This is a genomic window from Pseudomonas sp. 01L34, assembly GCF_056400265.1.
The window spans coordinates 171,470-192,711 of sequence record NZ_JBFTSX010000010.1 but is presented as its reverse complement, the minus strand read 5'-3'; the positions used below and the strand labels follow the sequence as shown (position 1 = coordinate 192,711).

Genomic DNA, 21,242 nt, shown 5'->3' with positions numbered 1-21,242 from the left:
ACTGCACTGCAATCTGCTGAACCTATGATCGGTCGCCTGGTGGTGGTCGGTCTGGGGTTGATCGGCGGTTCGTTTGCCAAAGGCCTGCGTGAAAGCGGTCTGTGCCGCGAAGTGGTCGGGGTCGATCTCGACCCGCAGTCGCGCAAGCTGGCGGTCGAGTTGGGTGTGGTGGATCGCTGCGAAGAAGACCTGGTGGCGGCTTGTCAGGGCGCGGACGTGATTCAGTTGGCGGTGCCGATCCTGGCCATGGAGAAACTGCTCGCGTTGTTGGCGGGCATGGATCTGGGACAGGCGATCCTTACTGACGTCGGCAGTGCCAAGGGCAATGTGGTGCGCGCGGCGACCGAAGCGTTTGGCGGCATGCCGGCGCGTTTCGTGCCAGGGCATCCGATTGCCGGTTCCGAGCAGAGCGGGGTGGAAGCCTCCAATGCTGACCTGTTCCGTCGCCATAAAGTGATTCTGACGCCGCTGGATCAGACCGATCCGGCCGCGCTGGCGGTGGTCGACCGGTTGTGGCGCGAATTGGGCGCCGACGTCGAGCACATGCAAGTCGAGCGTCATGACGAAGTGTTGGCGGCGACCAGCCATTTGCCGCACTTGCTGGCGTTCGGTTTGGTCGATTCATTGGCCAAACGCAATGAAAATCTTGAGATCTTCCGTTACGCTGCGGGCGGTTTCCGCGATTTCACAAGAATCGCCGGTAGCGACCCGGTCATGTGGCACGACATCTTCCTCGCCAACCGCGAAGCTGTCCTGCGCACACTCGATACATTTCGCAGCGACCTCGACGCCTTGCGCGACGCGGTCGATGCAGGGGATGGGCACCAATTGTTGGGCGTGTTCACTCGCGCCCGGGTTGCCCGCGAGCATTTCAGTAAAATCCTGGCCCGCCGGGCCTATGTGGACGCTATGAATTCCAACGATCTGATTTTCCTGGCACAACCTGGTGGCCGCCTGACTGGGCGGATTCGTGTACCGGGCGACAAATCGATTTCCCACCGCTCGATCATGCTCGGTTCCCTGGCCGAAGGCGTCACTGAAGTGGAAGGTTTCCTCGAGGGCGAAGACGCCCTGGCGACCCTGCAAGCTTTCCGCGACATGGGTGTCGTCATCGAAGGTCCGCACCATGGTCGTGTGACCATTCACGGCGTCGGCCTGCATGGCCTCAAGCCTGCACCGGGGCCGATCTATCTGGGTAACTCCGGCACTTCGATGCGTCTGCTGTCTGGCCTGCTGGCTGCGCAGAACTTCGACAGTACCCTGACCGGCGACGCTTCGTTGTCCAAGCGTCCGATGAATCGCGTGGCCAATCCGCTACGTGAAATGGGCGCTGTGATCGAGACCGCCGCTGACGGTCGTCCACCGATGACCATTCGTGGCGGCAACAAGCTCAAGGGCCTGACTTACACCATGCCGATGGCCAGTGCCCAGGTTAAATCCTGCCTGCTGCTGGCGGGTCTGTATGCCGAAGGCAAGACCACGGTCACCGAGCCGGCACCGACTCGCGACCACACCGAGCGCATGTTGCGCGGCTTCGGCTACCCGGTGACCGTTAACGGGGCGACCGCCTCGGTCGAGTCCGGCCACAAGCTGACCGCGACCCACATTGAGGTGCCGGGCGATATCTCGTCGTCGGCGTTCTTCCTGGTGGCGGCGTCGATTGCCGAAGGTTCGGAGCTGGTGCTCGAACACGTCGGCATCAACCCGACCCGTACCGGCGTAATCGACATCCTGCGTCTGATGGGCGCTGACATCACTCTGGAAAACCAGCGTGAAGTCGGTGGCGAGCCGGTAGCCGACCTGCGCGTACGGGCAGCTAAACTCAAAGGTATCGAGATTCCCGAAGCGCTGGTGCCACTGGCTATCGACGAGTTTCCGGTGCTGTTCGTGGCGGCTGCATGTGCCGAAGGTCGCACTGTGCTGCGTGGTGCCGAAGAGCTGCGCGTGAAGGAATCGGACCGGATCCAGGTCATGGCGGACGGTCTGCTGGCGCTGGGCGTCAAGTGCGAGCCCACTCCGGACGGCCTCATCATCGACGGCGGCCAGATCGGCGGCGGCGAAGTGCACGGTCACGGCGACCACCGGATTGCCATGGCCTTCAGCGTGGCTTCACTGCGCGCCACTGCGCCGATCCGCATCCATGATTGCGCCAACGTCGCGACCTCGTTCCCGAACTTCCTCGCGCTGTGCGCGCAGGTCGGTATCCGTGTTGCACAAGAGGCTCAGTCGTGATCAGCATTGCACCGGTCATCACTATTGATGGGCCAAGCGGCTCTGGCAAGGGTACTGTCGCCGGGATTCTGGCCAAGCGCCTGGGCTGGAACCTGCTGGATTCCGGTGCACTTTATCGATTGCTGGCTTTCGCCGCGCATAATCATGGCGTCGACCTGACCAATGAGGAATTGCTCAAGAAGCTCGCCGCTCATCTGGATGTGCAGTTCATCGCAGCGACCGACGGTCAGTTGCAGCGCATTATTCTGGAAGGTGATGAAGTCAGCGATGTGATCCGTACCGAGAGTGTCGGCTCGGGTGCCTCGCAGGTCGCCGCGTTGCCTGCGGTTCGCGAGGCGTTGCTGCAGCGTCAGCGGGCTTTTCAGGAGGCGCCGGGTCTGGTGGCCGATGGTCGCGACATGGGTACGGTGGTATTTCCCGACGCGCCCTTGAAGATTTTCCTCACTGCCAGTGCCGAAGAGCGTGCGCGCCGACGTTACTTGCAGTTGAAGGGCAAAGTCGATGGTGTTAGTCTGTCGAGTCTGCTAGATGAGATACGTGCGCGCGATGAGCGTGACACCCAGCGAGCGGTAGCCCCGCTCAAACCGGCGGCTGACGCCATACAGCTGGATTCCACGGAATTATCCATCGACCAGGTGCTGGAACGCATCATGAGCGAGATCGCCATTCGCGATATCGCCGGGTGACCAAGAGGGCCGCAGGGGACCAGTCATAGTCCTGCGGAGCTTCTTTTAAATGAAACTAACCCACATCGTCTGGGATGTGGAGATGGGCGTATTCTTCGCCCTTATCAACAGGAATTAAAATGAGCGAAAGCTTTGCGGAACTCTTTGAAGAAAGCCTAAAAACCCTGAACCTTCAGGCAGGCTCCATCATCACCGGTGTTATCGTTGATATCGATTACCAAGCTCGCTGGGTAACCGTTCACGCTGGCCTGAAGTCTGAAGCACTCATCCCGCTTGAGCAGTTCTACAACGACGCTGGCGAACTGAACATCAACGTCGGTGACGAAGTTCACGTTGCTCTGGACTCGGTTGAAGACGGCTTTGGTGAAACCAAGCTGTCCCGTGAAAAAGCCAAGCGCGCTGAATGCTGGATTGTTCTGGAAGCAGCCTTCGCAGCCGAAGAAGTGGTCAAGGGCGTTATCAACGGTAAGGTTAAAGGCGGCTTCACTGTCGACGTTAACGGCATCCGTGCGTTCCTGCCAGGTTCTCTGGTTGACGTCCGTCCAGTGCGCGACACCACGCACCTGGAAGGCAAAGAGCTGGAATTCAAGGTCATCAAGCTCGACCAGAAACGCAACAACGTTGTCGTTTCCCGTCGCAGCGTCCTCGAAGCCGAGAACTCCGCCGAGCGTGAAGCTCTGCTGGAATCCCTGCAGGAAGGCCAACAAGTCAAAGGTATCGTCAAGAACCTCACCGATTACGGCGCATTCGTCGATCTGGGTGGCGTCGATGGCCTGCTGCACATTACCGACATGGCTTGGAAGCGTATCAAGCATCCTTCCGAAATCGTCAACGTTGGCGACGAGATCGATGTCAAGGTTCTGAAGTACGATCGCGAGCGCAATCGTGTTTCCCTGGGCCTCAAGCAACTGGGCGAAGATCCATGGGTTGCTATCAAAGCCCGTTACCCAGAAAGCACTCGCGTTACCGCTCGTGTAACCAACCTGACCGACTACGGCTGCTTCGCTGAGCTGGAAGAAGGCGTTGAAGGTCTGGTGCACGTTTCCGAAATGGACTGGACCAACAAGAACATCCACCCTTCGAAAGTCGTACAAGTCGGCGACGAAGTGGAAGTTATGGTTCTGGACATCGACGAAGAGCGTCGTCGTATCTCCCTCGGCATCAAGCAGTGCAAATCTAACCCATGGGAAGATTTCTCTGGTCAGTTCAACAAGGGCGATAAAATCTCCGGTACCATCAAGTCGATCACCGATTTCGGTATCTTCATTGGTCTGGACGGCGGCATCGACGGTCTGGTTCACCTGTCCGACATCTCCTGGAACGAAGTGGGCGAAGAAGCCGTACGCCGCTTCAAGAAAGGCGACGAGCTGGACACCGTTATCCTGTCGGTTGACCCAGAGCGCGAGCGCATCTCCCTGGGTATCAAGCAACTGGAAAGCGATCCGTTCTCCGAGTACGTTCAAGAGAACGACAAAGGCGCCATCGTTAAGGGCATCGTGAAAGAAGTTGACGCTAAAGGCGCCATCATCACTCTGGCCGACGATATCGAAGCGACTCTGAAAGCCTCCGAAATCAGCCGTGACCGCGTTGAAGACGCGCGTAACGTTCTGAAAGAAGGCCAGGAAGTAGAAGCCAAGATCATCAGCGTTGATCGCAAGAGCCGCGTAATCCAGCTCTCCATCAAGTCGAAAGATGATGCTGAAGAGAAAGAAGCAATCCAGAGCTTGAAAGACAAGCCTGCTGCTGACATCGCTGCTGGTCCTACCACTCTGGGCGACCTGTTGCGTGCACAAATGGAAAAACAGAACTGAGTTCTGTCAGACCATAGAAAAAGGGCGACTTCGGTCGCCCTTTTTTGTGTCTGCGATTTGGTGAATTCAGGGTGTGTGGGGATTGCAGTGTTTCATTCATGAAACCAATGATTTGATTGGGTTGTCTGTTTCTTCAAGTAGGTCAATCGTCTATTCAAGGCTAGGCTTAGTCTGAAGTGAACGACCGCCGGGTTGCGTATCCGGCATAAGGAAGTGAATGAATAAGCTCATTGTCGTGATAGCAGTAATGACATTGGCAGGTTGTACCACCAGCGCCAAGACTCATGTGGTGCGCGGCGTCAGTGGTATAGAGGTCGATTGTTCGGGATTGGGCTCAGGATGGGAGAGGTGTCACAAGCGAGCGGCCAAGGAGTGTAAAGGGGCAGGTTATAAAGTCATCGTAAGGTCTGATGACGCCAAGGAGGAAGATATATTCCCTTTCGGTTTCAATCCCGCGGGCTATCTGACACGCACCATGCTGGTTATCTGCAGGTGAGTGTGTGGGTTCGATCAGAGTTCCGGTGCCTTGAAATCGGGCATCTCGCTGCTGGGGACGATATGTCAACACTCGGGCTGTTCAAATTACTCGGGGCATGCTAAAACCTTTGAAGCGCTGATCTAGCTGCTTGAAAAAGAAGGGAAAAATATGACGAAGTCGGAGTTGATCGAACGAATTGTCACCCATCAAGGGCTACTCTCATCTAAAGATGTGGAGCTGGCCATCAAGACCATGCTTGAGCAAATGTCCCAATGTCTGGCCACTGGTGATCGAATCGAGATCCGTGGTTTTGGCAGCTTTTCACTGCACTATCGCGCGCCGCGCGTGGGGCGTAATCCAAAAACCGGTCAGTCCGTCAGCCTTGACGGCAAGTTCGTTCCACATTTCAAGCCAGGCAAAGAACTGCGTGATCGTGTGAATGAGGATGAGGAGGAAGGGCTTTGACGGCTGTTGCACTCCAGGGAGCCGCTGATGCGTAACTTCAAGCGCGTACTCCTCGCTGTATTTGTCCTGTTGCTTGTTCTGGCGATCCTGGCGTTCGTTCTTGAGAATCAGCAGGCCATGTCACTGCTGTTCCTGGGCTGGGCGAGCCCGCAGTTGCCAGTGTCGTTGATCATGGTGATTACGTTGCTGATCGGTATGGTGATAGGGCCGGTGCTCGGCTGGTTTCTGGGGCGTACGTCCAGAGCCTCACGCAAGCGCCTTGTCTGATTGCGACAAACCCATGGTGAGCATCGGATTTGCATCACAGCTTGTCTATATCCATTAGTAAAACCTTCATTTAGCTGTAAAATGCTGCGCTTGTTCGATAGTGGCATATTCCCACATCGGTTCAGACTGACTCTGTCAGAAGCCTCAGCGAATTTGATGGCTTTTGCATTCATGGATTCGACAGTGCTCGGTTGGCGGCCCTGTCAGCAACTCAAGGGTATGGTTTCGCGTGAAAATTCTAGTTACCGGCGGCGCCGGGTTTATTGGCTCGGCGGTCATCCGTCATATCATCTCCAACACCACTGACGCTGTCGTTAACGTCGATAAGCTGACTTATGCCGGCAATCTTGAGTCCTTGGCCGAAGTCAGCGAAGACCCGCGCTATGCGTTCGAGCGCGTCGATATCTGTGACCGCGATCAAATTGACCGTGTCCTGCGTGAACACCAACCGGATGCCATCATGCACCTGGCCGCAGAGTCCCACGTTGATCGCTCGATCTCCGGCCCGTCCGAATTCATCCAGACCAACATTATTGGCACTTACACCCTGCTTGAAGCTGCGCGCCACTACTGGGCGGCGCTGGATGACACGCGTAAAGCCAGCTTCCGCTTCCACCACATTTCGACTGACGAAGTTTACGGAGACCTTGAAGGTCCGGAAGACCTCTTCACTGAAACAACGCCATATCAGCCAAGTTCGCCTTACTCCGCGAGCAAGGCCAGTTCCGATCACCTGGTTCGCGCCTGGAGCCGTACTTATGGCTTGCCGACCCTGGTCACCAACTGCTCGAACAATTACGGTCCTTGCCACTTCCCTGAGAAGTTGATCCCGCTGATCATTCTCAACGCGCTGGAAGGCAAGCCGCTGCCGGTCTACGGCAAAGGCAATCAGGTCCGTGACTGGCTCTACGTCGAAGACCACGCCCGCGCACTCTACAAAGTCGTGACCGAAGGTGTTATCGGCGAGACCTACAACATCGGCGGCCATAACGAGAAACAAAACATCGAAGTGGTGCATACCCTTTGTGCACTGCTCGACGAGCTGCGTCCAGACTCCGCTCATCGTCCACACGCCAGCCTGATCACCTACGTTCAGGATCGCCCGGGCCACGACCAGCGTTACGCAATCGACGCCAGCAAGATCCAGCGTGAGCTGGGTTGGACGCCGGAAGAGACTTTTGAAACCGGCATCCGCAAAACCGTCGAGTGGTATCTGAACAACGCTGAGTGGGTCGCTCACGTGAAGAGCGGCAGCTACCAGCAATGGATCGACCAGAACTACACGGACCGTTCGGACAAGGCATGAAAATCCTCCTGTTGGGAAAAAACGGTCAAGTGGGCTGGGAGCTGCAACGCTCCCTGGCGCCTCTTGGTGAACTGATCGCATTGGATCGTCACCCGGTTGATGGTTTGAGCGGTGACCTGTCTGATCTCGATGCGTTGCGCACGACGATTCGTCAGGTCAAACCAGACGTCATCGTCAACGCAGCGGCCTACACGGCGGTCGATAAAGCTGAGTCCGAGACAGAGTTGGCCGACCGCGTGAACGGTCAGGCGAGTCAGGTCATGGCTGAAGAGGCGGCATCTCTAGGGGCGTGGCTGATTCACTACTCGACCGATTACGTGTTCAGCGGTGAAGGCCTGACGCCATGGCAAGAGACAGATGCTGTCGCGCCGGTGAATCACTACGGTGCCAGCAAACTTGCCGGCGAGCAGGCGATTATCGCCTCCGGCTGCAAGCACCTGATCTTCCGGACCAGTTGGGTCTATGGCGCTCGCGGCAACAACTTCGCCAAGACTATGTTGCGCCTGGCCAAGGATCGCGAAACCCTGAGCGTCATCGCCGACCAGATCGGCGCCCCTACCGGCGCAGACCTGATCGCCGACGTGACGGCGCTGGCTATTCAGCAAGTCTTGCAGCGTCCTGAGCTGGCGGGCCTGTATCATCTGGCGGCCGCTGGCGAAGTGTCCTGGCACGGCTATGCCAGCCATGTGATTGGTTTTGCCAAGGCCAGCGGTGAAGAACTTGCTGCCACGGCAATCAATCCGATCGACACGACCGCTTATCCAACACCGGCACGCCGCCCTCTGAATTCCCGGTTGAACACTCAGAAGCTGCGCGAAAATTTTTCTCTACACTTGCCGGATTGGCAAAGTGGTGTCACCCGAATGCTTATGGAAGTCCTGAATAAATGACCACGACAAATCGTAAAGGCATCATCCTCGCTGGCGGCTCGGGCACTCGTCTGCACCCGCTGACCCTCGGCGTATCCAAGCAAATGCTGCCGATCTACGACAAGCCGATGATCTTCTATCCGCTGTCGGTGCTGATGCTCGCCGGTATGCGCGAAGTCCTGATTATCTCCACGCCTGAAGACCTGCCATGTTTCCAGAAGTTGTTGGGTGACGGCAGCCTGTACGGCATCAAGCTGACTTATGCCGAGCAACCTAGCCCGGATGGTCTGGCTCAGGCTTTCATCATCGGCGAAGAATTCATTGGCAAGGATCCTTGCTGCCTGATCCTGGGCGACAACATCTTTTACGGTCAACACTTCTCGGACAACCTGCGTTCGGCTAGCACTCAAGAACGCGGCGCGACTGTATTCGGCTATCACGTGTCGGATCCAGAGCGTTTTGGTGTCGTCGAGTTCGACGCTGCCGGCCGTGCCTTGAGCATCGAAGAGAAGCCGCTGAAGCCAAAATCCAGCTACGCGGTGACTGGCCTGTACTTCTACGACAACCAGGTTGTCGAGATCGCCAAGAACATCAAGCCATCCGAGCGTGGCGAGTTGGAAATCACCGACGTTAACCGCGCCTACCTCGAGCAAAACACCCTCAATGTAGAAATGCTCGGACGCGGTTTTGCCTGGCTGGACACGGGGACTCACGACTCGTTGCTCGAGGCCAGTCACTTCGTGCACACGATCGAGCAGCGTCAAGGCTTGAAAGTGGCCTGCCTGGAGGAGATCGCCTACAACAACGGTTGGATTACCGCTGAACAGTTGGGCGCTCAGGCCGATAGGCTGAAGAAGACTGGCTATGGTCAGTACCTGCAAAAACTGCTGGATTTGGATTCCCTCTGAGTCGAGAGGGTTTACTTTCAAACCTAGCGTTTAATCCGAGCAAGCAGGAATAGCATGCCAGTAAAACATCCCAAGGTTGCAGTTTTGCTGGCTGCGTACAACGGAATGCAGTGGGTTGAGGAGCAATTGGTCTCGATTCTCGGCCAGTTATCGGTCGACGTTACCCTGCACATTAGCATCGACCCCTCTACTGACGGCACCGAGGCGTGGTGTAGAGCTTATGCGGCTGAGCATCCAGCAGTTGTAGTGCTTCCGGATGCCAATCGCTTCGGCGGAGCATCGCGCAACTTCTTTCGGCTGATCCGGGACGTTGACTTCGATGGCTACGACTTCGTCGCCTTTGCCGACCAGGACGACATCTGGTATCCCGATAAGCTGCACAGAGCAACCCAGGCGTTGCAGGCACGAGGAGTAGATGCCTACTCCAGTAACGTGACAGCGTTCTGGCCAAATGGCAGAACCCTGCTGCTGGACAAGGCGCAACCTCAGGTCGCCTGGGATTTTTTGTTCGAGGCAGCCGGGCCTGGCTGCACCTATGTCTTTAGAAAAAGCCTGATAGAAGCCTTGAAAGGCTCGATGCTCGCCAACTGGCAGCAACTGCAAGGTGTAACTTTGCATGACTGGTATTTCTACGCCTTTGCGCGCAGTCATGGTTACCGTTGGTATATCGACCCGTTACCCAGCATGGATTACCGGCAGCACGAGCGTAATCAGGTGGGTGCCAACACAGGCCTGAGTCCGTTGATCGCTCGTTACAAAACCATTCATGACGGTTGGTGGTTCGGTCAGGTTCACCTGATTGCAGATCTGGTGGGGCAGGGGGCGAAGCCCTTTAAAGGCGTCTTGTTGCAATTACGGCGTACGGAACTGATGAAACTGTCCTTCAGTGCCTGGCAATGCAGGCGCCGGGTGCGGGACAAGATTTTTTTCTTTTTTATCTGTTGGTTCACCGCATTGATGGGAAACAAAGCTCAATGACAGCCCCAAAGGTATTGGTCACGGGGGCAGGCGGTTTCGTGGGTGAGGCGCTGGTTTTCAGGATGTTGGTGGACAAACAGTTCGCTCCGATCGCGGCCGCTCGCAGTCTCACCCGGTTACAGGGTTTATGCCCGGTTGTACCCTTTGATCTGAATGATCCTGAAGCCTTGCCTGAGTTGAAGGAAGTAAGTGCGGTCGTCCACGCGGCGGCCAGAGTTCATGTGATGAACGAAATCGCTTCTGATGCCTTGGCCGAGTTTCGCAAGGTCAATGTGGAGGGCACTCTTCGGTTGGCAAAGCGCGCCGCTGAATCGGGAGTCAAACGCTTCATCTTCATCAGTTCGATCAAGGTCAATGGCGAAAGCACCCAGCCAGGCAAGCCGTTCAAGGCTGATGATACACCGGCCCCGGCGGATCCTTATGGCGTGTCCAAGCACGAGGCTGAACAAGGCCTGAGAAAACTTGCTCATGAAACCGGAATGGAAGTGGTGATTATTCGCCCGCCATTGATCTATGGGGCGGGTGTTAAAGCCAATTTTCTGAGTATGCTGCGCTGGCTGAACAAAGGTATTCCGTTACCGTTGGGAGCGGTCCGGAACCAGCGTAGCCTTGTGGCGATCGGAAACCTGGTGGACCTTGTAATCACCTGTATCGATCATCCTGCCGCAGCGAACCAAACCTTTCTGGTCAGTGATGGCCAGGACTTGTCCACAACTGAAATACTACGTCGCCTGGGCAATGCGCTCGGGACGAAGGCCTGGCTCTTGCCACTGCCAAAGTGGTTGCTGGTAATGGCAGCTTCGGCATTGAGAAAGCAATCCGTTGCTCAACGGATCTGCGGGTCATTGCAGGTCGACATCAGCAAAAATCGTGAATTATTGGGGTGGACCCCCCCCATCAACATGGATGAAGCCATGCGCCAAACCGCAGGTCACTATCTGGACGCGCAGACGAAATGACTTTTTTGTGGCTGCTACTAGCAGTATTCGTTGTTTCCTGGGGGCTGACGTTTATTTTACGTCGTTATGCTTTGGCCAATAGCTTGATGGATACACCAAACGAGCGCAGCTCTCACTCTGTGCCTACTCCTCGGGGTGGAGGTGTAGCTATCGTTGTCTCCTTTCTGCTGGCGCTTCTGATCCTTCGGGGGCTTGATTTGATGAGCCTGGCGACGCTCGTCGGTTTACTGGGGGGCGGCTTGTTGGTCGCGCTTATCGGTTTTGCCGATGATCACGGGCATATCGCCGCAAGGTGGCGCCTATTAGGCCATTTTGCAGCCTCGATATGGGCGTTATATTGGCTGGGAGGCTCTCCTGGCGTCACGCTCTTTGGAGTCACCCTTGATCCAGGGTGGATTGGGAATATTTTGTTTGTGCTGTATTTGGTCTGGATGCTGAATCTTTACAACTTCATGGATGGCATTGACGGCCTGGCCAGTGCTGAAGCGATCAGCGTCTGCCTCGGAATGTTGCTGGTCTATTGGTTTAGCGCAAACCTCGAACTGGCCTGGGGGCCTCTGGCTCTGGTAGCTGCGGTCGCGGGCTTTCTCTGTTGGAACTATCCGCCGGCGAAAATTTTCATGGGAGACGCAGGCAGCGGTTTTTTGGGGATTGTATTAGCAGGGATGTCGATTGAGGCAGCCTCCAAGTCGCCCGAGCTGCTCTGGAGCTGGTTGATCATGCTTGGCGTTTTCATTGTTGATGCGACGTGGACCCTGATGCGCAGGCTTTTACGAGGTGAAAAGGTATATGAAGCCCATCGCAGTCATGGTTACCAATATGCCTCTCGCAAGCACCGTAGCCATAAAACAGTAACGCTGGCATCGATCACTATCAATTTTGTATGGCTCATGCCGTTATCGATCGCTGTAGCAAGTGGCTGGATTTCCGGATTTTTTGGTATGGTCGTAGCTTATGCGCCACTGCTGTTTATCGCACGTACCTACAAAGCAGGAGAGTCGGAGCAAGTAGTGTAATTAAAAAGCGTCAAAAACACATATCAACACGGGTTTGCATGGTCGCCTCTCTTATAGAGCATCTAGGGATGTACCTGCCGCTGATGTTGTGATATTTGCAGGTCGCTAAGTTGCATTGGTTAGGGAGTTCGATTTGATGAGTGGTTTATTCAGTATGGTTGCTTCAAAAATCTGGCAAGTCATAACGCGTTTTTCACGAGGGCTGCGCTCTTTTTTGGCTAAGTCTAAAGCGTTTATTCGGCCCTTTTACCAAAAGTTTCCTTTCCTTGTGTGGATTCGTGTTCGTATACATTTGTTTTTCAAGCGTTTGCGCGAAAACATAATGTTAGTGATTAATTCGCGGAATAATACCAAGGCTATCCAGGCTATATTGAATCGTCGTTTCTCACGGTTCCAGAGCTCGTCGATCGCTCAGGCGCAACCAGTTATTGATGTGTCGGTGGTGACGTTCAATAGTGGCAAGTGGATTGATGGTTTTTTTGAATCGTTAAGAGCGCAAAATTACCCGCTCAGCAAATTGAATATGTTCTTTGTTGATAACGGGTCTTCGGACTGCACCCTCGAAGCATTGCAGCGTTGGCAGACATTGCTTGGTCAGGATGTGGCTGGTTTCGACATTATGGAAGGCGACAATGTCGGGTTTGGTGCCGGGCATGAAAAGGCAATCCGTAAAGGACGCTCTGAATATTTTCTTGTTAGTAATGTGGATATCGTTTTTGCCAAAGACTCTATAACCAAAGTGGTGGCTGCTGCTTTGGCTGATGCCAAGGCTGAGGTTGCATCCTGGGAGTTGAGGCAGGCACCTTATGAACACCCTAAATATTATGATCCGGTAACGTTGGAAACCAACTGGTCGTCCCATGCTTGCGTACTTGTAAGAAGGTCGGCTTACGTTGAAGTCGGTGGATACGAGCGCGAGATCTTCATGTATGGCGAAGACGTCGAGCTTTCCTATCGCTTCAGGTCCTATGGATACCAACTCAAGTATTGCCCGTCCGCCGTCGTCTATCATTATACCTATGAGCATGAGCATCATATAAAACCGATTCAGTATACCGGCAGCACGCTGGCCAATGCTTATATCAGGCTGCGCTATGGGAATTTGAGCGATAGAGTGGGTGGCTTTATCTTGCAGTGCCTGCTTTTGCTCCGTCCAGAACCCTATGCTGGCGCCCGTCGCGATGTGTTCAGAAACTTCGGTGTGATATTCAAGAAGGCTCGGTATTTTATGCGGGGCAAGGGACCGAGTGAAAACTGCTATTTCCCTTTCAGGGGCTTTGATTATGAAATGATCAGGGATGGGGCGTTCTGGGAGGTGGGCGAATCATTGGCTGATTACCCTCTTGTTACTGTGGTTACTCGAACTTACAAGAATCGAGGAGAGTTTCTCAGACAGTCCATGATGTCTGTGTGTAATCAGACGTACCCGAATATCGAGTTGATAGTCGTTGAGGATGGCGGTTCTACGATGAGCTCGGTTGTGTCTGATTTTGAATTTCCGGAGGGAATGAGTGTTAGTTACTACTCCCTCGATAAAGTCGGTCGTTCGGTGACCGGTAATTATGGTTTGGAAAAGGCTGCCGGAAAATATTGCATGTTTCTCGATGATGATGATTTGCTTTTCGCGGATCATGTCGAGGTGCTTGTTGGTGCGTTGGCGAAAAATGCTGACGCGGTAGCGGCCTACTCATTGGCGCTGGAAGTCGGTACTGTTGCCAGTGGCGTGGAAGGGCAATATTTTGAGGTTAGCCATGCGGTACCTCCGATTCTCAAACAAGAATATGACTATGAGGTTCTGCTGGATCACAACTATATAGCTATCCAGTCTCTCCTTTTTCAAAAGGATCTCTTCTTGCAACGAGGCGGATTTCAAACCGATATGAGCAGTCTTGAAGACTGGAATCTTTGGTTGCGGTATGGTTATGGCAATAAGTTTGTTTATGTGCCAAAAACCACGTCTTTGTTTAGAACTCCAGGTGACCCCACTGTACGGGTAGAGCGGCATATGCAGTTGCATGACGCATATTATATTGCCAAGAATCACGCGCTGAAAACGTGTAAGAGTTATACCTGAGTTCGTGCTTTAGCGGTTTGTGGTATCGAGTGTTTGAATTGAGTCATTCCGAGTGAGTGACTCTTTTTTTGTATTTTTCTACTGATGTAGCTCTGGCTCGTTAGTCGAAGTGGTTGGTTTTGTATACGATTTGTTGACTCTTTATTGGTTTTTTGCTCCTCAATATTCTGGCTTTTTTTCAGATGGACGGCGGCAGCCCTTTAAAGTAATCAAATCTGGCTGTTTCGGGAGGGGGGCAGGTCTGGGCCGGGATGGTTTCGAGCTGCCCATCCTCTGTCCCGTCAACGATTCAGTCTGCCTGGGGTTGACGTGTTTTTCGCTCTTGGCGGTAGGGGGGGGCTTTTTTGTTGGGGGCTGCAGCTAGACCATAGGTAAGGAACCCGGTATTTCTGAGCTATTTTGAATGTTAAGACCAAAAAATGTTATAAATCAGTTTTGGATGGTTTCGCGCTTGTTTGCTCCGGGTCAGTGACCGCGTTTGAGGTTCACTCGGCCCAAGGGGGCTAACGTCGTCGACGTAAAGTCGTCGTGGAACCAGGGAGTGGTCATTTGCAAGTGTTACCCTTTTATGTAGGGCTATGGTTGTAGCCGTCTTACAGGGTGTTCGTATTAGTGCAGATAATTTACTCGTTTGGAAGTGCGTTGCTGAGAGTCAGCATGCCCATAGGATTTTTTGACGCATATGCTAAATATTAGTGATTTGTCATCAGTGGACAAACAAAAAGTCTTCGACTATCTCAAGTGGAACAGTTTCCGTTCCGAGAAGTACAAGGTTTTATACGTTAGTACCCCCAAAGTTGCGAGTACTTCCCTGAAGTGGTGGTTTGCGTCACTGGAAGGTTGCTCGCAGGCCTTGCGCGGCGTCGGTGAGGCTGCGGGAAGCAATTCTGATCAAGTTGTTCACGAGATTCACAAGGTTGCGCCCCATGTCAGCGGGCTGGAAATAGACGACCTTTTGGAACCTCTTCTTGCTGATACGTATTTTCGATTTGCCGCCGTACGAAATCCTTATAAGCGCATCTTCTCTGCATGGCAGTCGAAAATACTGTTACAAGATCCGGAGCAGGTCGCATCGTATCCAAAGTTTGAGTTATTACAGCAGCCGGTAAAAAGCGTAGCGGATGTTGCTTCGGCTTTTGAGGCGTTTCTGGAGTATCTCGCAAGTAATAGCGCATCTTCACCTGAAAAAGATTTTTGGGCGCCTCAAGCGACGCTATTGCGTCCGGATTTGATCAATTATTCCTTGTTGGTCAAAATTGAAAACTCCTCTGAACTCCATAAAGCATTATCGGAGCACTTCGGTGAGCAGGCCGCCGATCCTTTCGCAGAGCCTTCGCAAAGTGAAAATGTCATTCCCTTCCTTCCTGCTTTTATAACGGAACGAAGTGCGAGTTTGATTAAAGAGTTGTATGCCGAAGATTTTGATGTCTTCGAATATGATAGGCAAGTACCAGAACGTACAGAAGCGTTTTCGGTAGAGCAGTTGGATCTTGCGTTTGACGCGGCCAGGCTGATTCGGGAAAGTCGTCAACAAATAGGTGCGCGCTCCCTTCAGATTCAGGACTTGACCCAGCAGATCGAGGATTTGAATCAGCGAATTGCGTCATTGAATCCGACTCTGTTCGAACGTGAATCGCAGTTAAAAGAGCTCATGGGTTCTTTGGTTAAGCGTGACCGGCATATCGCCAGTCTTGAGCAATCTGTGGGTGTGCTCAATAGGCAGTTAGTCGATCTCAAAGCCGTTTTGGTTGATTACGAAAAAGAGAATGTCAGTCTGAAGGCTGATCTGCTCAAGACGCAGCAGGAACTCCAGGCATTACTCTCTTCGCATTCCTGGCGTTTAATGTCGTCTGTGCGCATGGTTTCAGGGTTTGTGCGAGAGTCCGTCCATAACGTCAGAACGCTGACATGGAGTAAAGTTGTCGACTCGTTAAGGCGTCGTCGAGAGCTTTATAACGAAAATACTCTTCGTGAGATTCAGGAAAGCGGGTTGTTTGATCCGGATTATTACCTGGCCAATAATGCAGAAGTGCGTGCAAAAGGCACTGATCCACTCAAGCACTACATGCTCAAGGGCTGGATAGAAAATCGCAATCCTTGCGCCGCTTTCAGTCCTTCGGATTATCTGTTGGCCAACCCTGATGTTGCCGAGGCTCAGGTTCATCCGCTGCTTCACTACATTCAATGCGGACAGCTCGAAGGTCGCCCAATCAGATTGCCAGTTCGTATTTGCGAAATGACGGCGGTCAAGCGTCGACCCGTCGGGCGCAATGCGGTTTTCAATCCGTATGGTGAATATACACCGATACCGGTTCTCAAGGCCGTGCTCGAGGCACAGATCGAAGCCGTCAAAAAGTCAGGATTGTTCGACGAGAAGTACTACCTTGCGATGTACAGCGATGTGCCAGAGGTCTCGGTCGATCCGCTCAGGCACTACTGCGAACAGGGCTGGCGCGAAGGTAAAAATCCTTCCATGGACTTTGATACGCGCGCCTATCTCGCACTTTACAAAGACATTCAACACATTGGTCTCAACCCGCTTTGGCATTACATTGTCACTGGCGCGGCGGAGCATAGAATAGCGGTACCGGATGCACTCATTAATCACGAAAACGACATCCGTTTTGGTGAGGTTAACAGCGACATCAAGTTGCTCGCGTTCTATGTATCGCCTGACTGGGAGGCGTTGCGTAGTGCCAGATTCGCTGCCAAAGGCAATTCGCAGCGACCACGTCCTGACAAGATGCTTGGGTTGTATGATCCGTTGGATGGGCGTGTGCTCACCCAGCAGGTACTCAGTGCCAAGAGCCATGGCTTTTTTGGCTTTTGCTTTAAACTGAGCGCGGATTCGGTTGTGCAAGCGTCGCCACAGCCTCTGGACATTTTTCTTGCCCACACAGAAATCGACTTTAATTTCTGCGTTCAAATAGATTTGCATCTGGAAGGCCTGGCGAACAACTTGATTACGCCTGTTGTTGCAGTTCTAGCTGATAAGCGATGTGTGCGGGTTGATGAGCGTCCCGTTATCGTAGTTAAGCTCAATGAGTACGACGAAGACATCGTTGATTCAATTCGCAAGCTACGTGAGCGATTGAATGAACTGTGTGACGGCGTGTACCTGATTGCTCAGTTTGGTTTTGCGGGTTCGGAAGAGTTGGCGCAGGACCTGGATGGTTTGTGTGACGCCGTGCTTGATCTTTCTGCAGATCCTGTACCGGGCGAAACTGGCGTATTTACACCGCAAAACAAGAATGGAATAGATACCGTTCCGTATAACCTTGTTGCTTCGCAAGGGATCGTACGAGCGCAGAAAACACATCTTCGTACTACTCCGGTTTTCCACGCTATTTCATTGGGGCGTGATGAAACTGCGCTTAAGCAATATTCTCCTCTTGTGTATTCGCGCTTTCACATTCGTGACTATGGACGTTGGCTTGACGCGGCGATCAGGGGTGCGAGAAAGGCGCTCCCCGAGGATCGCCGTCTACTGTTCGTGAATGCCTGGAACAATTGGCAGGAAGGACTTTTCCTTGAGCCAGACAGTATCACCGGTTTTGGTCGGTTGAACGAAACAACACGCGCTTTGCTGGATATTGATTCCAGTATCGTTATGCCAAAAGTTTCGGTAATTGTTCCAAACTATAATCACGAGAGCTACCTTGCTCGTCGGCTGGATAGTATTTATGGGCAGACTTACAAGAATATAGAAGTTATCCTGATGGATGACTGTTCGACTGATGATAGCCGTTCGGTGTTAACTGGTTATGCGGAAAAGTACCCTGATATAACGCGCTTGTTGTTCAATGAGACGAATTCGGGTGGCGTTTTTCATCAGTGGGCTAAGGGGATCAAGGCGGCCAAAGGTGATCTGGTATGGGTCGCTGAAAGCGATGATTACTGTGATGAGCGTTTCCTGGAGGCGCTTGTTAGTTGTTTTGATGATGAAGCGGTCATGCTTGCGTACTCGAAATGTGAGTTCGTAACGACCGACGAAGTTGTGATGCCGGACCAGTTCCTTAACTATGTAAGTGATCTGGAGTGTGCGAATAAATGGGCGGGTTCCTATGTAAGCACAGCGCATAACGAAGTGCGCTCGGCGTTGGGTATTAAAAACACAATACCTAATGCCAGTGGCGTGCTTTTCAAGCGTCCCGTTGATATGCCACTGTTGGATGATCAGTCGTGGTTATCAATGAAGGTTGCCGGTGACTGGGTCTTCTATTTGCACATCATGCGTGGCGGAAAGATTGCTTACTCCACTGAGGGTACAAACTATTTCCGTCGACATTATGCAAGTACTGCTAACACCACTTATCGCAAAGAGGTCTTTTATCGCGAGCTCGGGGTGGCGAACAGAACGGTCCAGTCCCTCTACAATGTTCCGATGTCGGTGCTTGAGGCTTGTGAGGAATCCAGCAAGAAGCTGTATGACCACTATGTCGGGGGCTCCGCAGAAGAGTTTCTACGTTGGTACGACCATGATTCGATTGTTCGTGCAAGGGCTGACCGACTGCCGAACGTGATGGTTTCCACCATCGGCTTCTATCCGGGCGGTGCCGAAATTCTCCCGATTCGACTGGCAAACGAGTTTAAACGCCAAGGTATTTCCGTCTCCTTGTTTAGCGCCGGGATACCAAAACGCGAAGATGGTGTTCGCAAGATGCTGAGAAACGACGTGCCGGTGATCGAGACGTCGAATATCGAATCAGTGAAAGAGATCATTCATGATTTCGGAATTGAAGCACTTAATAGCCACCAGTGGTACGTTCAGAAGTATCCGGTCGATGTCCCGGATGTTTTTTCCGAGCTTGGCGCCCATGTGGCTGCTCTGCACGGGATGATTGAACATGGCAATGGAGTGACTGATGAACAGTTGCGCATTGCTGACAAAGGTGTCAGTACATGGGTCTACACCGCTGAGAAAAATCTTGTTCCTTTCTCGGACATCTCACTGTACGACAAGTCTTCTCCCCGTTTCGTCAAGGTTCCTAACGGGTTGCAGCCGCCGGAAATCGTTCCAATCTCGCGCGTGCAGATGGGTATACCGGAAGATGCTTTTGTATTGTGTTGTGTCAGTCGGGCAATTCCCGATAAAGGCTGGGGCGAAGCTATCCAGGCGGTAGAACTTGCGCGATCACTTTCCGGTCGGGACATCCGTATTATATTGGTCGGTAATGGCCTGGTGTACGATGAATACTGTCAAGCAGGTGCGCCGGACTTCGTTTACCTGGCTGGCTTTAGTGATAACTCCGTAGGCCATTATGCTGCCGCGGACATGGGCATCATGTTATCGACCTTCAGGTCAGAGAGTTTCCCTCTGACCATTGTCGATTGTCTGTTCGCCGGCAAGCCATACATTGCCACAGACGTAGGCGACATCAAAAACATGTTGACGATAGAGAGTGGCGTTGCCGGGGAGATTATCGGGTTGGAAGATTGGGTCGTCCCAATCGAGAGTGCGGCCCGCGTGATTGCAGAGTTCGCGACAGATGAACGGAAATACAAGGAAGCCGTCGGCCTGGTGAAAGACGTTTCCAGTCGATATCGAATTGACGCCGTTGCCTCTCAATATCTTCGTTTGTTCGAGCGTGACATTCAGCAGCGCAGGGCGGAGTCGGCGAAGGCCGAAGGCGCTGGCCTGACTGTCCAAGACCTGTAGCCGGAGTTGCTGTAAGCAGGACAGCTAGCGTTAAGGGGAGGGCTCACAGGGCAGGTCCGGCTGATTACCAGGCCTGCGCTGAGAGCAAGACGGGCGTCTCCGGCAATTTGGTAAGCCGCCTCTCTTGACGTATCATTAGCCGTCACAGTGTGTTCCGTTAAACAATAAAGTGTAGGTCGTTGCAATGGTTGCCAAGGATGGGGCAGGTCACGCCCGCCTTGTCTGCTGCTGCACAAGGCGGCAGTTTCAACCATATCAAGCGCTGGAGGGCAACGTTGAATAATTCCGAGAACACTTCCCCTAATCCCGTTAAGCGGTCCCTGGTTTTGGGGGGGCGTGGTTTCATAGGCACCCACTTAATAGACGCATTGCTCGATCAGGGCCATTTTGTGCGCTGTTTCGATCGTCCCAATGTGGCGCCGTTGGGTGAATCCCACTTCAATCATCCTAATTTCGAGCTTTGCGAAGGAGACTTCACCAGCGAGGCCGAAGTCGCCAAGGCATTGGAAGGTTGCGATGTTTGCTATCACCTGGTGTCTACGACCCTCCCCAAGTCTTCAAATGCGGATCCCGTCTTCGATGTGGAGAGCAATGTCGTTGCGACCATCCGCCTGCTAAACCTCGCGGTGAAGTCCGGGCTGAGGAAGATTGTTTTTATTTCCTCCGGCGGCACGGTGTATGGAGACCCTACGCAAGTACCTATTCCAGAAACCCATGCTACTGACCCGGCCTGTTCCTATGGAATTGCCAAGTTGGCGATCGAGAAGTATTTGGCGCTTTTCCATCGCTTATACGGCCTTGATTATACTGTTCTACGTCTTGCAAACCCCTTTGGTGAGGGGCAGCGCACCTATGCTAGCCAAGGCGCGGTAGCCGTATTCCTTGGCAAAGTCCTGCGTGGCGAGACGGTTGAGATTTGGGGCGATGGCACGGTTGTACGTGACTACATTCATGTCTCTGATGTGGTGAAAGCGTTGTTGGCATCGTCAGCGCAATCCGGTGAAGAGCATGTGTTCAATATCGGTTCAGGGCGCGGACATAGTCTCAATGAGGTTCTTGACGCGATCGAGAGGGTCACGGGGCGAAATGCCAGTCGTGAGTACTTGTCGGGTCGAGGATTTGATGTGCCTGTCAGTGTCCTGGATATCGAGCGCGCCAAACAGTCTTTGGGGTGGGCCCCTTTCGTGAGTTTCGATGAGGGGTTGGAGCGCTTTGCTGCTTGGTTATTGGATAATCCGGAATAAGCACGTTGATTTAACGATGTAAACACTCCATAAGCCCGCTTCTTGGAAGGTGAGCTTATGGGGTGGTTACGATCTCTGGGAAGGCTTCAAAAGCGGGGGGGCATAAGGCGTCAAATCGATCTGTAAAGGGTTGCCATTCGGCCGGGTTGTGACGAAAGAAATGCCCTTCCAGAATATTACGTATAAGAACGCCGATTTGTTAGATATGTTTGCACCCGCGAACATCATCAATCAAATCGGCGTTCTTGTTTCTGTATTTCCTTTCATCCGTGAAAGGCCATTTACGCACC

At 53.1% G+C, this 21,242-nt stretch carries 15 protein-coding genes; all 15 read left to right on the top strand.

Going from position 1 to position 21,242, the window contains the following annotated elements; all coding sequences use genetic code 11:
- Positions 1–24: 24 nt before the first annotated feature.
- Positions 25–2,232 (top strand): bifunctional prephenate dehydrogenase/3-phosphoshikimate 1-carboxyvinyltransferase, encoded by a 2,208-nt coding sequence (locus AC1DQM_RS27205; RefSeq protein WP_018929852.1) that lies wholly within the window; start codon positions 25–27, stop codon positions 2,230–2,232.
- Positions 2,229–2,918, top strand: a complete 690-nt coding sequence (gene cmk, locus AC1DQM_RS27200; protein ID WP_007939921.1) for a (d)CMP kinase — start codon at positions 2,229–2,231, stop codon at positions 2,916–2,918. The genes AC1DQM_RS27205 and cmk overlap by 4 nt, the downstream gene beginning before the upstream one ends.
- A gap of 119 nt (positions 2,919–3,037) precedes the next feature.
- Complete coding sequence (rpsA, locus tag AC1DQM_RS27195; protein WP_018929851.1) at positions 3,038–4,729, top strand: 30S ribosomal protein S1; 1,692 nt, start codon at positions 3,038–3,040, stop codon at positions 4,727–4,729.
- 217 nt (positions 4,730–4,946) lie between these two features.
- A complete protein-coding gene (locus AC1DQM_RS27190; protein WP_019650498.1) occupies positions 4,947–5,225 on the top strand; it encodes a hypothetical protein in 279 nt (92 codons plus the stop codon).
- Between the two features lie 150 nt (positions 5,226–5,375).
- Positions 5,376–5,672, top strand: coding sequence for an integration host factor subunit beta (gene ihfB, locus AC1DQM_RS27185; protein WP_003369729.1), 297 nt, complete (start codon positions 5,376–5,378; stop codon positions 5,670–5,672).
- 27 nt (positions 5,673–5,699) lie between these two features.
- Entirely contained in the window at positions 5,700–5,939 is a 240-nt protein-coding gene (locus AC1DQM_RS27180) for a LapA family protein (protein WP_064616656.1), read from the top strand.
- A gap of 229 nt (positions 5,940–6,168) precedes the next feature.
- A complete protein-coding gene (rfbB, locus tag AC1DQM_RS27175) occupies positions 6,169–7,245 on the top strand; it encodes a dTDP-glucose 4,6-dehydratase (protein ID WP_477747118.1) in 1,077 nt (358 codons plus the stop codon).
- Positions 7,242–8,135 (top strand): dTDP-4-dehydrorhamnose reductase, encoded by an 894-nt coding sequence (rfbD, locus tag AC1DQM_RS27170; protein WP_477747117.1) that lies wholly within the window; start codon positions 7,242–7,244, stop codon positions 8,133–8,135. Before rfbB ends, rfbD begins: the two co-directional genes overlap by 4 nt.
- Entirely contained in the window at positions 8,132–9,022 is an 891-nt protein-coding gene (gene rfbA / locus AC1DQM_RS27165; protein WP_064616662.1) for a glucose-1-phosphate thymidylyltransferase RfbA, read from the top strand. Before rfbD ends, rfbA begins: the two co-directional genes overlap by 4 nt.
- A gap of 54 nt (positions 9,023–9,076) precedes the next feature.
- Complete coding sequence (locus tag AC1DQM_RS27160) at positions 9,077–10,000, top strand: glycosyltransferase (protein WP_477747116.1); 924 nt, start codon at positions 9,077–9,079, stop codon at positions 9,998–10,000.
- Complete coding sequence (locus AC1DQM_RS27155) at positions 9,997–10,959, top strand: UDP-glucose 4-epimerase family protein (RefSeq protein WP_086944630.1); 963 nt, start codon at positions 9,997–9,999, stop codon at positions 10,957–10,959. The genes AC1DQM_RS27160 and AC1DQM_RS27155 overlap by 4 nt, the downstream gene beginning before the upstream one ends.
- The gene (locus tag AC1DQM_RS27150; RefSeq protein ID WP_477747115.1) at positions 10,956–11,975 is read left to right on the top strand and encodes an MraY family glycosyltransferase; all 1,020 of its coding nucleotides are present in this window, start codon (positions 10,956–10,958) and stop codon (positions 11,973–11,975) included. The genes AC1DQM_RS27155 and AC1DQM_RS27150 overlap by 4 nt, the downstream gene beginning before the upstream one ends.
- Before the next feature lie 136 nt (positions 11,976–12,111).
- On the top strand, positions 12,112–14,049 hold the full coding sequence (locus AC1DQM_RS27145) for a glycosyltransferase family 2 protein (protein WP_477747114.1): 1,938 nt from the start codon (positions 12,112–12,114) through the stop codon (positions 14,047–14,049).
- Between the two features lie 709 nt (positions 14,050–14,758).
- Positions 14,759–19,708: a glycosyltransferase gene (locus AC1DQM_RS27140; RefSeq protein WP_477747113.1), complete on the top strand. Its 4,950-nt coding sequence runs from the start codon at positions 14,759–14,761 to the stop codon at positions 19,706–19,708.
- A 197-nt stretch (positions 19,709–19,905) separates the two neighbouring features.
- Positions 19,906–20,952: an NAD-dependent epimerase/dehydratase family protein gene (locus tag AC1DQM_RS27135; protein WP_225609238.1), complete on the top strand. Its 1,047-nt coding sequence runs from the start codon at positions 19,906–19,908 to the stop codon at positions 20,950–20,952.
- The last annotated feature ends 290 nt before the right edge of the window (positions 20,953–21,242 follow it).